The 13,300-nt window shown below is 61.7% G+C and carries 12 protein-coding genes; 8 read left to right on the top strand and 4 right to left on the bottom strand.

Annotated elements, in window-relative coordinates; all coding sequences use genetic code 11:
* The first annotated feature begins 367 nt into the window (after positions 1-367).
* Genes BPNPMPFG_RS18040 through BPNPMPFG_RS18050 form a run of 3 tightly spaced genes read left to right on the top strand, consistent with a single transcriptional unit; the run spans position 368 to position 5,201 of the window.
* The gene (locus BPNPMPFG_RS18040) at positions 368-2,317 is read left to right on the top strand and encodes a PrkA family serine protein kinase (RefSeq protein WP_258590084.1); all 1,950 of its coding nucleotides are present in this window, start codon (positions 368-370) and stop codon (positions 2,315-2,317) included.
* Positions 2,318-2,336: 19 nt separating this feature from the next.
* On the top strand, positions 2,337-3,650 hold the full coding sequence (locus BPNPMPFG_RS18045; protein WP_258590085.1) for a YeaH/YhbH family protein: 1,314 nt from the start codon (positions 2,337-2,339) through the stop codon (positions 3,648-3,650).
* Positions 3,651-3,659: 9 nt separating this feature from the next.
* Positions 3,660-5,201, top strand: a complete 1,542-nt coding sequence (locus BPNPMPFG_RS18050; protein WP_258590086.1) for a SpoVR family protein — start codon at positions 3,660-3,662, stop codon at positions 5,199-5,201.
* A gap of 132 nt (positions 5,202-5,333) precedes the next feature.
* Here the strand turns inward: BPNPMPFG_RS18050 and BPNPMPFG_RS18055 are convergent, their stop codons facing one another.
* Genes BPNPMPFG_RS18055 through BPNPMPFG_RS18065 form a run of 3 tightly spaced genes read right to left on the bottom strand, consistent with a single transcriptional unit; the run spans position 5,334 to position 7,998 of the window.
* Positions 5,334-6,230 (bottom strand): HlyC/CorC family transporter, encoded by an 897-nt coding sequence (locus BPNPMPFG_RS18055; protein ID WP_258590087.1) that lies wholly within the window; start codon positions 6,228-6,230, stop codon positions 5,334-5,336.
* Positions 6,227-7,390, bottom strand: coding sequence for a 3-dehydroquinate synthase (gene aroB, locus BPNPMPFG_RS18060; RefSeq protein WP_258590088.1), 1,164 nt, complete (start codon positions 7,388-7,390; stop codon positions 6,227-6,229). Before aroB ends, BPNPMPFG_RS18055 begins: the two co-directional genes overlap by 4 nt.
* Positions 7,387-7,998, bottom strand: a complete 612-nt coding sequence (locus tag BPNPMPFG_RS18065; protein WP_258590089.1) for a shikimate kinase — start codon at positions 7,996-7,998, stop codon at positions 7,387-7,389. The genes aroB and BPNPMPFG_RS18065 overlap by 4 nt, the downstream gene beginning before the upstream one ends.
* Positions 7,999-8,209: 211 nt before the next feature.
* Between BPNPMPFG_RS18065 and BPNPMPFG_RS18070 the strand changes: the two genes are divergently transcribed.
* From BPNPMPFG_RS18070 to BPNPMPFG_RS18090, 5 genes are all read left to right on the top strand, one after another.
* Positions 8,210-8,362 carry a histidine kinase gene (locus tag BPNPMPFG_RS18070; protein ID WP_258596803.1) on the top strand — a complete coding sequence of 51 codons (153 nt, stop codon included), beginning with the start codon at positions 8,210-8,212 and terminating at the stop codon, positions 8,360-8,362.
* A gap of 64 nt (positions 8,363-8,426) precedes the next feature.
* Positions 8,427-9,344, top strand: coding sequence for a site-specific tyrosine recombinase XerD (locus BPNPMPFG_RS18075; protein ID WP_258590090.1), 918 nt, complete (start codon positions 8,427-8,429; stop codon positions 9,342-9,344).
* 99 nt (positions 9,345-9,443) lie between these two features.
* Positions 9,444-10,394: an acetyl-CoA carboxylase carboxyltransferase subunit alpha gene (locus BPNPMPFG_RS18080; RefSeq protein ID WP_258590091.1), complete on the top strand. Its 951-nt coding sequence runs from the start codon at positions 9,444-9,446 to the stop codon at positions 10,392-10,394.
* Positions 10,395-10,613: 219 nt separating this feature from the next.
* Entirely contained in the window at positions 10,614-11,933 is a 1,320-nt protein-coding gene (locus BPNPMPFG_RS18085) for a L,D-transpeptidase family protein (protein ID WP_258590092.1), read from the top strand.
* A 12-nt stretch (positions 11,934-11,945) separates the two neighbouring features.
* Positions 11,946-12,188 (top strand): sulfurtransferase TusA family protein, encoded by a 243-nt coding sequence (locus tag BPNPMPFG_RS18090; protein ID WP_258590093.1) that lies wholly within the window; start codon positions 11,946-11,948, stop codon positions 12,186-12,188.
* A gap of 3 nt (positions 12,189-12,191) precedes the next feature.
* Here BPNPMPFG_RS18090 and BPNPMPFG_RS18095 read toward each other — a convergent pair whose 3' ends face one another.
* Entirely contained in the window at positions 12,192-13,298 is a 1,107-nt protein-coding gene (locus BPNPMPFG_RS18095; protein ID WP_258590094.1) for a CobW family GTP-binding protein, read from the bottom strand.
* Positions 13,299-13,300 lie beyond the last annotated feature (2 nt).

Raw genomic sequence — 13,300 nt, forward strand, 5'->3', positions numbered from 1 at the left:
AACAGTGCCCGCAGGCGCCACGAGCGTCCAGTTAAGGATTGGTAATACCCGGAGGTCCGCAGAGGAGGCCGGATCAACCGGGCCTCGTCGAACTCGCACCGGGTCGCAACTCTCGCAGCATCAGGCCGCATCAGATGCACGGCCTTTGCAGTTCAGTTCACGAAATCAATATCTGCCCCTTGACGGTCTCATCTGGTCATCACCACCTAAGTATTCAGGCAAGCATTCCAGTCACATGGGTGGCGTCCCGGGCTTCGATGCCAGATGCACGCGCTCTCCTTCATGTGAAGGGAACCACAATGCGTTCCGGCAGTTGAATATATGATGAGCCAGCTGACAGCCAGAACGGCTCTGAGGGCAAAGTATCATGCGCGAGAATCAGTCCGACGTCTTCGATCTGTTTTCGGAGATCTATGCGAACGCGGCCCAAGAGGAAATCAGCCTCCAGCAATATCTCCTTGCTTGCCGAGAGGACAAATCAATGTATGCCTCGGCGCCTGAACGGATGGTCGAGGCAATCGGTGAGCCGAACCTGGTCGACACCAGCAAGGACGAGCGGCTCGGCCGTATTTTCTCGAACCGCACCGTTAAGGTCTATCCCTCCTTCTTCGATTTCTACGGAATGGAGGAAACGATCGAGCGCATCGCCGGATATTTCCGCTATGCCTCCCAGGGACTCGAGGAGCGCAAACAGATCCTCTACCTCCTCGGCCCTGTCGGCGGCGGCAAATCCTCTCTGGCCGAACGGCTGAAGAAATTGATGGAGCAGCGCCCGATCTACACGCTGAAGATCGGCAACCAGATCAGTCCGGTTTTCGAATCGCCACTTGGCCTTTTCCATCCCGATCGCATGGGCGACCTGCTGGAGGACAAATACGGCATAGCCCGACGCCGTCTGAACGGGCTCATCTCACCATGGGCGGCCAAGCGCCTCGACGAACTGTCCGGCGACATTTCCAAATTCAGCGTTGTCAAGTTGATGCCTTCGCGGCTGCGCCAGGTCGGCATTGCCAAGACAGAGCCTGGCGACGAGAACAATCAGGATGTCTCGGCCCTGGTTGGCAAGGTCGACATCAGACAACTGGAAAATTTCAGCCAGTCCGATCCGGACGCCTATTCCTACAGCGGCGGACTGAACCGGACCACGCAAGGCCTGCTCGAATTCGTCGAGATGTTCAAGGCGCCTATCAAGGTCCTGCATCCGTTGCTGACGGCGACCCAGGAAGGCAGCTACAACGGTACCGAGAATTTCGGCGCCTTTCCCTATCAGGGCATCATCGTGGCCCATTCCAACGAATCGGAATGGCAGCAGTTCAAGAACAACAAGAACAACGAGGCCTTTCTCGACCGCATCCTCGTAGTCAAGGTGCCGTATTGCCTGCGGACCACCGAAGAAAGGCATATCTATGAGAAACTGTTACGCGAGAGCGAACTGGCGGGTAGCCCCTGCGCACCTGAAGTGCTGGACATTCTCAGTCGATTCACGGTCTCGACCCGCCTTGCCGAGCACGACAATTCGCCGCTCTACACCAAGATGCGCGCCTATGACGGCGAAAACCTCAAGGAAGTCGACCCCAAGGCGAAGTCGGTTCAGGAATATCGCGACGCCGCCGGCGTAGCCGAAGGCATGACCGGCGTAAGCACCCGCTTCGCCTTCAAGATCCTCTCGCAGACATTCAACTACGACACCAAGGAGGTGGCTGCCGATCCCGTGCATCTGATGTACATCCTGGAAGAGGCGATCAAGCGCGAGCAGTTTCCAAAGGAGACGGAAGCTGCCTATCTCGAGTTCATCAAGTCGGAACTGGCAACGCGCTATGCCGAGTTCATCGGCCACGAAATCCAGAAGGCCTATCTGGAATCATACAGCGAGTATGGCCAGAACCTTTTCGACCGTTACATCGCCTATGCCGATGCCTGGATTGAGGATCAGGATTACAAGGATCCCGATACCGGCCAGGTTCTCAATCGCGAGGTACTGGACAAGGAATTGTCGCAGGTCGAAAAACCGGCCGGCATCGCCAATCCCAAGGACTTCCGCAATGAAGTGGTCAAATTCACGCTGCGCGCCCGGGCGCGGAACCACGGCCGCAACCCGTCCTGGACAGGTTATGAAAAACTTCGCGAGGTCATCGAGAAGCGTATGTTCGGCCAGGTCGAAGACCTCTTGCCGGTGATCAGTTTCGGCTCCAAGCAGGACAGCGTCACGGAGAAGCGACACAATGAATTCGTGCAGCGCATGGTGGAACGCGGCTACACCGAGCGGCAGGTGCGCCGGCTTGTCGACTGGTACATGCGCGTGAACAGGGCGGGTTGAGAAAAACCCGAATGGTTCCATGCCGATCTTTATCGACCGCCGCCTGAATCCGAAGGACAAAAGCTTGGGCAATCGCCAGCGCTTCCTCAGGCGCGCGCGGGAAGAACTCAAGCGGAGCATACGCGATCAGATCCGCACCGGCAGGATCGCCGACGTGGACGCCGAGCACGCCGTGCCCATGCCTGAAACAGGAACGGCCGAGCCGAGCTTCAACAACGCCAGGAACAGCGGCAGGCGCCAGCACATCCTGCCGGGCAACAGGCATTTCTCCCCTGGGGACCTGATCCCCAAGCCCGGCCAAGGCGACCGCGCCGGCGCGTCGTCCCCAGGAAACACGGTGTCTGAAGATGCCTTTCGTTTCGTGCTGTCACGCGAAGAGGTGCTCGATCTCTTTTTCGAGGATCTCGAACTCCCAGATATGGTCAAGCTCAACCTAAAGGAGATCCTTGCCTTCAAGCCGCGCCGGGCTGGCTTCGCCGCCACTGGTTCACCGACCAATATCAATGTTGGGCGCACGATGCGTAACAGCCACGGCCGGCGCATTGCGCTGAGGCGCCCTAAGCAGCAGGAATTGGACGCCATCATCGAGGAAATCGCCACGCTTGAGGTGTTGCCATCCAGTGCAGCGGCGCGCCAGCGCGTTGCGGCATTGCGCGAGGAGCTTGACCGGCTGGAGCGGCGGCGCAGGCGAATTGCCTATGTCGATCCTGTCGACATCCGCTTCAACCGCTTCGATCCCCGACCTGTGCCGAACGCCAATGCCGTCATGTTCTGTCTGATGGATGTGTCCGGCTCGATGGGCGAGCGTGAAAAGGATCTGGCCAAGCGCTTCTTCGTGCTGCTGCACCTGTTCCTGAAACGGCGCTACGACCGCATCGAGATCGTCTTCATCCGTCACACCCACCTGGCCCAGGAGGTCGACGAGCAAACATTTTTCTACAACACGCAAAGCGGCGGCACTGTCGTTTCCACCGCGCTGGAGGAAATGCACCGCATTATTGACGAACGTTACCCCTCCCACGAATGGAACATTTACGCCGCCCAGGCCTCGGACGGCGACAATTTCGCCGGCGATTCCGAGCGATGCATGGCATTGCTCAACGGCAAGCTCATGCGGCTGTGCCAGTATTTTGCCTATGTCGAGATCATCGACGAGCGTGAAGCCCATATCTTCGGCACGACCGAAAACGGGACATCGCTATGGCGTGCCTATAGCGAAATCGACCTGAGATGGCCGAACTTCCAGATGAGCCGCATCGCCACGCCCGCCGATATCTACCCGGTCTTTCGCCAACTCTTCGGCAGACAGCCAGCTCCCCTTAAGAGAGCGTGAGGGGGTCCGATGGCCAGACAAGCCAGTAAATCCAGCCTTCTTTTTTCAGGGTCAGACTGGGATTTCAAGACATTGTCGCGGACCTATGACGCGATCGAGGCAATCGCGGTCGAAGAGCTTCATCTCGATACCTACCCCGTGCAAATGGAGATCATCTCCTCCCAACAGATGCTCGACGCCTATTCGTCGGTCGGCATGCCACTCATGTACCATCACTGGTCTTTCGGCAAACATTTCCTCCACCAGGATCTGCTCTATCGTAAAGGCGGGCGAGGGCTTGCCTATGAACTGGTCATCAATTCCAATCCCTGCATCGTCTATCTGATGGAGGAAAACACCATGGCCCTGCAGGCCTTGGTGACAGCCCATGCTGCGCTCGGGCACAACCATTTCTTTAAGAACAATCAGTTGTTCAAACAATGGACGGACGCTGGGGCGATCCTCAGTTACCTGGACTTCGCCAAAGGCTACATCGTCCGTTGCGAGGAGCGGCACGGCCTCGCCGCCGTCGAAACTGTTCTCGATTCCGCCCACGCGCTGATGGCGCAGGGCGTGTTCCGCTATCACCGGCCGCCGAAGCTGTCGTCGGAGCGGCAGCGCGAAGGGCTTCGCGAGCGCCTCGAATACGAAGAGCACTCCTATAATGATTTGTGGCGCACGCTGCCGCCGTCGCCGCAAAGGTCCCACGACAAGAGACAAGACCCGGAGCGGAAGAAATCGCTCAACCTTCCCGAGGAAAACCTGCTTTATTTCCTGGAAAAGAACAGCCTGGTTCTAGAGCCCTGGCAGCGGGAGATCATCAGGATCGTTCGTGTCATAGCACAATATTTTTATCCGCAACGGCAAACACAGGTGATGAACGAGGGCTGCGCCACTTTCGTCCACTATACTCTGATGAACATGCTGTTCGATCGCGGCCAGATCAGCGAAGGTGCCATGCTCGAAATCCTGCGGAATCATTCCAACGTGATCTTCCAGCCGGCGTTCGATGATCCACGCTTTTCCGGCATCAACCCCTACGCTCTCGGCCTCGATATGATGCAGGACATTCAGCGCATCTCGACCGAGCCGACGGCCGAGGACCGGGACTGGTTTCCGGACATCGCCGGCCACGGCAACTGGCGCGAGATCTTGCTCGACGCGTGGGCGGACCACCGTGACGAGTCCTTTATCCGCCAGTACCTCAGTCCGACTTTGATCCGGAAATGGCGGTTCTTTGTGCTCAGCGACGCTGCCGACCAACCGCATTGTCAGGTCGCCTCGATCCACAACGAACGCGGCTATGACAAGATACGCGCCGCGCTCGCTCACAGCTACGAGGTCGGCGCGAACCAACCGGACATCCAGGTGGTGGATGTCGACCTGCTCGGCGACCGGCATTTACGACTGCAGCACAAGGTCAATGACGGCATCCTTCTCGATGACGCCAGCCGCGACGCCACGCTTCGTCACATCCGCAGGCTTTGGGGTTACGAGGTCAGCTTGGCAGCTGTCGACGCTGAGACGGGCGTGACGATCCACGAACGCTCGACGAGCCAGATCTCAGAATGAGGCTCCGTAGTTGCGCTGATTCTCATGGCGTCCAAAAATGCGCAGCGGTCTCGGGCGACATGCATTGGGACAGGAGCTTGAAAGGACAGGGCTTGAAGCACGCCGCCTGAATTCGCTTCAACGCGACGCGCTTTAAGCGTCGCCGGCTGGCCTGATCCTGAGCCGGGCGATCCGGTTCTTGTCGCGCTTCATGACGATGAACCGTTTGCCGTGGAACGTGAAGGCTTGCTTCTCCTCGGGGATCGACTGCGTCTCGTGGATGACGAGGCCGGCAATAGTGGTCGCCTCCTCGTCCGGCAGGTTCCAGTCGAGCGCCCGGTTCAGGTCGCGGATCGGCACCGTGCCGTCGACGACGACGGAGCCGTCGGCCTCCTGCTTGACACCCTGGATGTCGACATCGTGCTCGTCGGCGATCTCGCCGACGATCTCCTCGATGATGTCCTCCAGCGTCACCAGCCCTTCGACCTCGCCATACTCGTCGACGACGACGGCAAAATGCGCCTTGCGGCGCAGGAAGGCGTTGAGCTGTTCCTGCAAGGTCGTGGTGTCGGGCACGAACCAGGGTTTCGAGGCGATCTTCATCACGTCGATCTTGGAAAAATCGTTGCCGACATCGTTCAAAGCCCGCAGCAGATCCTTGGCGTGCAGCACGCCGACGATGTTGTCGAGCGAGCCCTTCCACAGCGGCATGCGGGTGTGCGGGCTCTGCAGGATCTCGCGCACCACCGCCTCTGGCGCGTTATCGGCATTGACCGAGCGCATGTTGGTGCGGTGGACCATGATGTCGGATACTTCGAGTTCGGCGAGGTCGAACAGGCCGCCGACGCGGTCGCGATCCTCGCGCACCACCTGGCCGTCGCGGCGGAAATCGTCGACCGCGCCGCGCAATTCGGCCTCGCTCGACCGCTGCGGCTCGATGCGAGACAGTTCATAGCCGAACGCGGCAAGCAGGCGCGTGCGCAAGGCAACGGCCAGCAGGACGAGGGTGGCAAGGACGGCGACGACGATCCAGCCGGTCTCGTTGGTCATATCGGCCGGCTCTTCTGTTGGCCCGGCCGGCTCTTCTGTTGTTCCGGATGGTTCTCTTTCAGGAAGGACAGCACTTCCGAAGCCGGCACATCCTTGGCGATGAAGGCCTGGCCGATGCCGCGCGTCAGGATGAAGGTCAACGCGCCGCGCGACACTTTCTTGTCCTGCGCGATGAAGGCAAGCAGCGCCTCGGTATCCGGCAATTCGCCAGGAATATCGGCCATGCGCCAGGGCAGGCCGACGGCGCGCAGATGCGCCTCGACGCGCGCCGCGTCGTCGGGGCTGGCCAGATTGAGCCGCGACGAGAACCGGTGCGCCAGCGCCATACCGATGGCGACGCCCTCGCCATGCACGAGGCGGGTTCCGTCATACCTTGTGGCGGCTTCCAGCGCATGGCCGAATGTGTGGCCGAGATTAAGCAGCGCGCGGTCGCCGGTCTCGAATTCGTCGCGGGCGACAACGTCGGCCTTGGCACGGCAGGCTTCGGCAATCGCTTCAGCCCTCTCCGGGCCGCCGGCGAACACCTTTGACCAGTTCTCTTCCAGCCAGGCGAAAAATTCCGGCCGGTCGATGAGGCCGTATTTGGCGAGCTCGGCATAGCCGGCGCGGAATTCGCGGATCGGCAGCGAGTCGAGCACTTCGGTGTCGGCCAGCACCAGCTTCGGCTGATGGAAGACGCCGACAAGGTTCTTGCCGCGCGCACTGTTGATGCCGGTCTTGCCGCCGACCGAGGAATCGACCTGCGCAAGGAGCGAAGTCGGGATCTGCACGAAATTCATGCCGCGCCGCACAATGCCGGCGGCAAAGCCGGCAAGGTCGCCGATGACGCCGCCGCCGAAGGCGATGACGATGTCGCCGCGTTCCAGCCTGGCGGCCAGCACGCCGTCGACCACCTCTTCAAGATGGGCAAAGCTCTTGGTCTTCTCGCCGGGCGGCAGCGTGATGATTGCGGGCTGGATGCCGCTCTTTTCGAGGCCGGCCTTCAGTGCATCGAGATGCGCCGCCGCGACATTGTCGTCGGTGATGACAGCGGCGCGTGTGCCCGGCAGGCGGTGTGAAATCTCCGCCCCGGCGCGCGCCAGCAGCCCGGAGCCGATCAGAATGTCGTAGGTCCGGTCGCCAAGGCCGACCTCGACGGTGACTGGTTGATCCGCACTCACGATCCCACCTCGCCTGTCGCGGCAATCTCATCAATGCCGAAATGCCGGCACAGCGCCCCCACCACCTCGGCGGCGATGACTTCCTTGCGATCGTCGCGGGTCGGCACGGTGACATCGGATGTTGCGTAGACCGGGTAGCGTTCGTCCATCAGCCGTTCCAGCACGGCGCGCGGATCGGCGCTTTTCAGGAGCGGCCGGTTCTGCTTCTTGGAGACGCGTTCCATCAAAAGGTCGAGTTCGGCCTTCAGCCACACCGACACGCCATGGGCAGCGACGGCCTCGCGCGTCTGCGCATTCATGAAGGCGCCGCCGCCGGTCGACAGCACCTGCGGGCCGTTTTCCAGCACGCGCAGGATGACACGCTGCTCCAGAGCCCTGAACTCGGTCTCGCCATAGCGCTCGAACAGCTCCGGAACGGTCATGCGCGAGACGCTTTCGATCTCCTGGTCGCTGTCGATGAAGGGCAGCGCCAGCATCGTCGCCACCTTGCGGCCGATCGCCGTCTTGCCGGCGCCCATCAAACCGACAAAGACGATGGAACTGCTGCCCAGCCGGCCAAGCAGCGCGGCATGGTTCTCGCCTGGAGGATTTGCTGGCAGCGCGTTCATCGGATGTTTCGAGGGCCCTCTTTGCCGGCGTATCGACATGAAAAGCCGGTTTGCGTCAAGCGTGGCGAGCACCCAGAGCCTGATATGGGCTGGCCGGGACCTGCATCAGAAGTTGCTAACAGGCCTGAGCTTCTTCCTTGAATTGGCCGGATTGGCGTCCCATAAGGGCACAGGGTTTGGAAACACAGAACAAGAAGACGGGCGAAAATTGATGCCGACACTGTTTCGCTTTGTCGTGATCCTCGCGATTCTGGCCGGCATTGCCTATGGTACGATGTTCGCGCTGGTGATGTTCGTCGAGCCGAAGAAAGCGGAAATGAACGTGCGCATTCCTCCCGAAAAGCTCAATCCCAAGAAAAGCTAACTCAAGAAAAGCTGATCCCTGCCCGGAAACGTCCTGCCAGGAAAGCCTGCCAAGAAACCCCCGAATGAACAGCGCCGCCCGCATCGAAGCCTTCCTGGAAATGATGAGCGCCGAGCGCGGGGCCGCCGAAAACACGCTGTCCTCCTACCGCCGCGACCTCGAAGACGCGTCAAGCGCGATCGCTGGAGGGCTCGCCGGTGCCGGCGCCGCCGATATCCGCGCCTATCTCGACGACATCGCCGCGCGTGGCTTTGCGCCGACGTCGCAGGCGCGCAAGCTGTCGGCGATCCGTCAGTTCTTCAAATTCCTCTACGCCGAAGGCCTGCGCGCAGACGACCCGACCGGCACGCTGGACAGCCCGAAAAAGGGCCGGCCGCTGCCGAAGACGATGAGCGAGGCCGACACCGGCCGGCTCATCGACCGCGCAGCACTTGAGGCGGCGAATGCCTCGCTTGGCGACGGCGATAGTCTGGCTTCACTGCGCCTGCACGCGCTGGTCGAGGTGCTTTACGCCACCGGCTTGCGCGTTTCCGAACTGGTCGGCCTGCCGGTGACGGTGGCGCAGCGCGACGACCGGTTCTTCATGGTGCGCGGCAAGGGCGACAAGGAGCGCGTGGTGCCGCTCTCAGTCAAGGCGCGCACGGCGATGCGGAGCTGGCTTGCCGCCCGCGCCAGGGTGCCGGGCTTCGCCGACAGCCCGTTTCTGTTTCCGGCCGCGTCCGACAGCGGCTATCTCTCGCGCCAGGTCTTTGCCCGCGACCTCAAAGGGCTGGCGGCAAGGGCCGGCATCGCCTCGGCGAAGATCTCACCGCACGTGCTGCGCCACGCTTTCGCCAGCCATCTCTTGCAGAACGGCGCCGATCTCAGGGCGGTGCAGCAACTGCTCGGCCATGCCGACATATCGACGACACAGATTTACACCCATGTGCTGGAGGAGCGGCTGGTGCGGCTGGTCAACGATCATCATCCGCTTGCCGACTAGGCCTCATATCGCTATGTGAGGACGACATTTCACCGCCCGGAGCCATGGATTCAAGGGTTCCGTCAGCCATCGCCTTCCGACGTATCGGTCCGCTCACCCATGTACAATTACCTCGATTTCGAAAAGCCGGTGCAGGACCTTGAACTCAAGATCCTCGAGTTGAAGAAGCTTGCCGAGAATGGCGAAGCGGTCGACGTCGGCGACGAGATCAGCCGTCTCGAGAAGCGCGTGCGCGACGCGCTGCGCGACATCTACAAGGCGCTGACGCCGTGGCAGAAGGTGCAGGTGGCGCGCCATTCGGACAGGCCGCATTGCATCGACTACATCAAGGGCCTGTTCAGCGATTTCACGCCGCTCGCCGGCGACCGCAATTTCGGCGAGGACCAGGCGATTGTCGGCGGTTTCGCCCGTTTTCGCGGCGAGCCGGTGGCGATCATCGGCCAGGAAAAGGGTTCCGACACGACGAGCCGCCTGAAGCACAATTTCGGCTCGGTGCGGCCGGAGGGCTACCGCAAGGCGGTGCGACTGATGGAGCTCGCCGACCGCTTCAAAATCCCGTTGCTGACGCTCGTCGACACCGCTGGCGCCTATCCAGGCGTCGGTGCCGAGGAGCGCGGCCAGGCGGAAGCCATTGCCCGCTCGACCTCGGCCTGCCTTGGCCTGAAAGTGCCGTCGATCTCGGTGGTCATCGGCGAAGGCGGCTCCGGCGGCGCCATTGCGATCGCCACCGCCAACCGGGTCTACATGCTCGAACACGCCATCTATTCGGTGATCTCGCCGGAGGGCGCCGCCTCGATCCTGTGGCGCGACACGACGCGCTCGAAGGACGCGGCCACCAACATGAAGATCACCGCGCAGGATCTTCTGGAGCTGAAGATCATCGACGCCATCATCCCCGAGCCGCTCGGCGGCGCCCAACGCGGCCCGGAAACGGTGATCGCCGCGACCGGCGATCTCATCGCCAGGACGATGAAGGAATTCTCCGGCGCCAACACCGACTTCCGCGAGCAGCGCCGCGAGAAATACCTGGCAATGGGTCGTAGTCTTTAAACCGCTGTCCGGTCCTGCCCGCCACAATGTGGCGGCGCGGAGCATTTTTGCCACAAAAATGCCGCTGCTTTCGGCTCAATGAGACTGCCCGAGGGGACGCGTCGACACTTGCGGTAAGGAATTTATTAGGGTTAACGGGCTTAGGGTCCGTCCACGTTCAGTGCAGTAGCCGTGGCATGTATCGCCTTGGCGCCAGAGAAAAAGACGATATCCGCAGCCATGTTCGCCAAGCTTGCCCGCACCGGAATCCTGATCGCAGCCCTCGGCGTTGCCGGCTGCAACGATTCGTCGATGAAGGATTTTGCCCCGGAGGCCAACAAGCCGCTGCCTGACAAGATCCTCGCCGACATGAGGGCCAAGGGCATGATCCGCACCTCGTCGGTGATGGCCCGCATCTTCAAGGAAGAGGGCAAGCTCGAAATCTGGAAGGCCAAGACCAACGGCCGCTACGACATGGTCGCCAGCTACGACATCTGCAAATGGTCGGGCAAGCTCGGGCCGAAATACACCGAAGGCGACCGCCAGGCGCCGGAAGGTTTTTATACGGTGCGTCCGGCGCAGATGAACCCGCGCTCGAACTATCATCTGTCCTTCAACATCGGCTTTCCCAACGCCTATGACCGCGCCAATGGCCGCACCGGCGCCAATCTGATGGTGCATGGCGCCTGTTCGTCGTCAGGCTGCTATTCGATGACCGATGCGCAGATCGAACAGATCTATGCCTTTGGCCGTGACGCCTTCCAGGGCGGCCAGACAGAATTCCAGATACAGGCGTTTCCGTTCCGCATGACCGCCGCCAACATGGCGCGCTATCGCAACGACCCGAATTACGAATTCTGGAAGATGCTGAAGGTCGGCTACGACAATTTCGAGGTCACCAAGGTGCCGCCGAAGGTCGACGTCTGCGAGAAGCGCTATGTCTTCAACCAGGTTGCCGCCGACGGCCAGACCTTCAACCCGACCGGCGCCTGCCCGGCGACCACGCAGCCGGATTCGCTGAAGAGCGCCTACAACGCCTATCAGAGCACCTACGACGCGGCGTTCAACGGCGCACTCAAGGCCAGCGTGCCGCCGCCGAAGCCGACCATCGCCGGCGTCAAGGAAGCCAGCATCGTCTCCGACTGGTCCAAGCGCCGGGCGCGCGGCGAACGCGTGCCGATCGACCCGCCGTCGCTCAATTCCGATGGCTCGCTGACCGAGACGGCGCGCATGGGCCGCATCGATTCGCCTGCCGGCCGCAAGATGGCGGCACTCGACGCCGAAAAGGCCGCCAAGCAGAAGGCCGAGGAACAGAGGCTTGCCGCCATAGAAGCTGCCAAGCAGGCCAAGGAAGCCGCCAAGGCACAAGCCCTGGCCGAGAAGGAAGCGGCCAAAGCCGAAAAATTGGCGGCCAAGGCCGCCAAGGAGGCACCTGTCGCCACCGCCACCATCGCGGCCCCCACCGACGCCGCGCCTGAGGCCGAAACGCAGGCAGCGAGCGCCGATGAGAGCCGGGTGACAAGGCTGAAGAACAAGCTGCTCGGCATGTTCGGCGGCTGAGGTTTTTTCGCCTTGGCCAAACGTGCGAGCGTCTACGATCTCAAGGGGCTGAACTGCCCCTTGCCTGTGCTCAAGGCAAAAAAGCGCCTCGCCGGAATGCAGCCAGGCAGCCGGCTCTGGCTCGAAACCACCGACCCGCTCGCCGTCATCGACATACCCGCCTTTTGCTCTGATGCCGGCCATCAGTTGATTGAAACGGCATCGGTGTCCGGTGGCCATCGGTTTCTGGTCGAGCGCGGCGAGCCACGGTCGTAGAGTTTAACGCCCGGCAATCGCCAGCGGATTGTTTTCAAGCGCCGCGCGGTCGGGCGTGTCGATCGACGGCCGGTTGGTGAAGGCGGCGAACAGCCGGCGAATATAGTCTTCGGGCATGTCGAGCGTGATCAGCACCAGCCGCGTGCCGCGCTGGCCGTCCGGCCAGGACGGCAGTTGCACCGGCGGATGCAGGATCTTCTGCACGCCATGGATCACCAATGGCCGCGACGGGTCTTCCCTGAGTTCGATGACGCCCTTCATGCGAAGCAGATGCTCGCCATGCGTCGAACGCAGCAGGTCGAGGAACATCTCGATCGCCGAAAACGGCACCGGACCGTCATGGACCAGCGAATAGGAACGCACGCGCTGATCGTGGCTATGGCCGTGGTCATGGCTGTGCGCGTGATCATGACCGTCGTCATGATGATGATCATGCGCCGCCTCCTCACCCAGCCAGCGCCGCACGTCGGCGGATTTGGTCGCCGGGTTGTATAGGCCGCAGTCAAACAGCGCCGCCACACCTGTCTTCGTGTCGCCGGCATCGAACAGCTCGGCACCCGGATTGATCTGCCGCAAGCGCGCCCGCAATGCTTCCAGTTCATGCGGGTCGGCGATCAGATCGGCTTTGCTGAGCACGATGCGGTCGGCAACCGCTACCTGCTTGACCGCCTCGACATGCGCATCGAGCGTGGCGCCGCCGTTGACCGCATCGACCAGCGTGATCACGCCGTCGAGCCGGAAGGCCTGGACCAGCGCTGGATGCGCCATGATCGACTGCAGCACCGGCGCCGGATCGGCAAGACCGGTGGTTTCGACGATGACGCGGGCGAGCCGGGCGATGCGGCCGGTCTGCAGCCGGTCGACCAAATCGGCCAGCGTATCGACCAGTTCGCCGCGCACCGTGCAGCACAGGCAGCCGTCCGAAAGCTGGATGATGCCGTCGGAGGCCTGTTCGACCAGCAGATGGTCGATCGCCACCTCGCCGAACTCGTTGATGATGACCGCCGTGTCGGCCAGCGCCGGATCCTTCAACAGCCGGTTGAGCAACGTCGTCTTGCCGGCGCCGAGGAAGCCGGTCAGCACCGAGACTGGAATGGGAAAGCCGCTCATCA

This window comes from Mesorhizobium sp. AR07 (assembly GCF_024746815.1).
Taxonomy (GTDB): Bacteria; Pseudomonadota; Alphaproteobacteria; order Rhizobiales; family Rhizobiaceae; genus Mesorhizobium.

Bases quoted from the DNA above. Each gene is read 5' to 3' on its own strand.
- BPNPMPFG_RS18040 (WP_258590084.1), top strand. From the start codon at position 368: ATGCGCGAGAATCAGTCCGACGTCTTCGATCTGTTTTCGGAGATCTAT.
- BPNPMPFG_RS18045 (WP_258590085.1), top strand. From the start codon at position 2,337: ATGCCGATCTTTATCGACCGCCGCCTGAATCCGAAGGACAAAAGCTTG.
- BPNPMPFG_RS18050 (WP_258590086.1), top strand. From the start codon at position 3,660: ATGGCCAGACAAGCCAGTAAATCCAGCCTTCTTTTTTCAGGGTCAGAC.
- BPNPMPFG_RS18055 (WP_258590087.1), bottom strand. From the start codon at position 6,230: ATGACCAACGAGACCGGCTGGATCGTCGTCGCCGTCCTTGCCACCCTC.
- BPNPMPFG_RS18065 (WP_258590089.1), bottom strand. From the start codon at position 7,998: ATGAACGCGCTGCCAGCAAATCCTCCAGGCGAGAACCATGCCGCGCTG.
- BPNPMPFG_RS18070 (WP_258596803.1), top strand. From the start codon at position 8,210: ATGCCGACACTGTTTCGCTTTGTCGTGATCCTCGCGATTCTGGCCGGC.
- BPNPMPFG_RS18075 (WP_258590090.1), top strand. From the start codon at position 8,427: ATGAACAGCGCCGCCCGCATCGAAGCCTTCCTGGAAATGATGAGCGCC.
- BPNPMPFG_RS18080 (WP_258590091.1), top strand. From the start codon at position 9,444: ATGTACAATTACCTCGATTTCGAAAAGCCGGTGCAGGACCTTGAACTC.
- BPNPMPFG_RS18085 (WP_258590092.1), top strand. From the start codon at position 10,614: ATGTTCGCCAAGCTTGCCCGCACCGGAATCCTGATCGCAGCCCTCGGC.
- BPNPMPFG_RS18095 (WP_258590094.1), bottom strand. From the start codon at position 13,298: ATGAGCGGCTTTCCCATTCCAGTCTCGGTGCTGACCGGCTTCCTCGGC.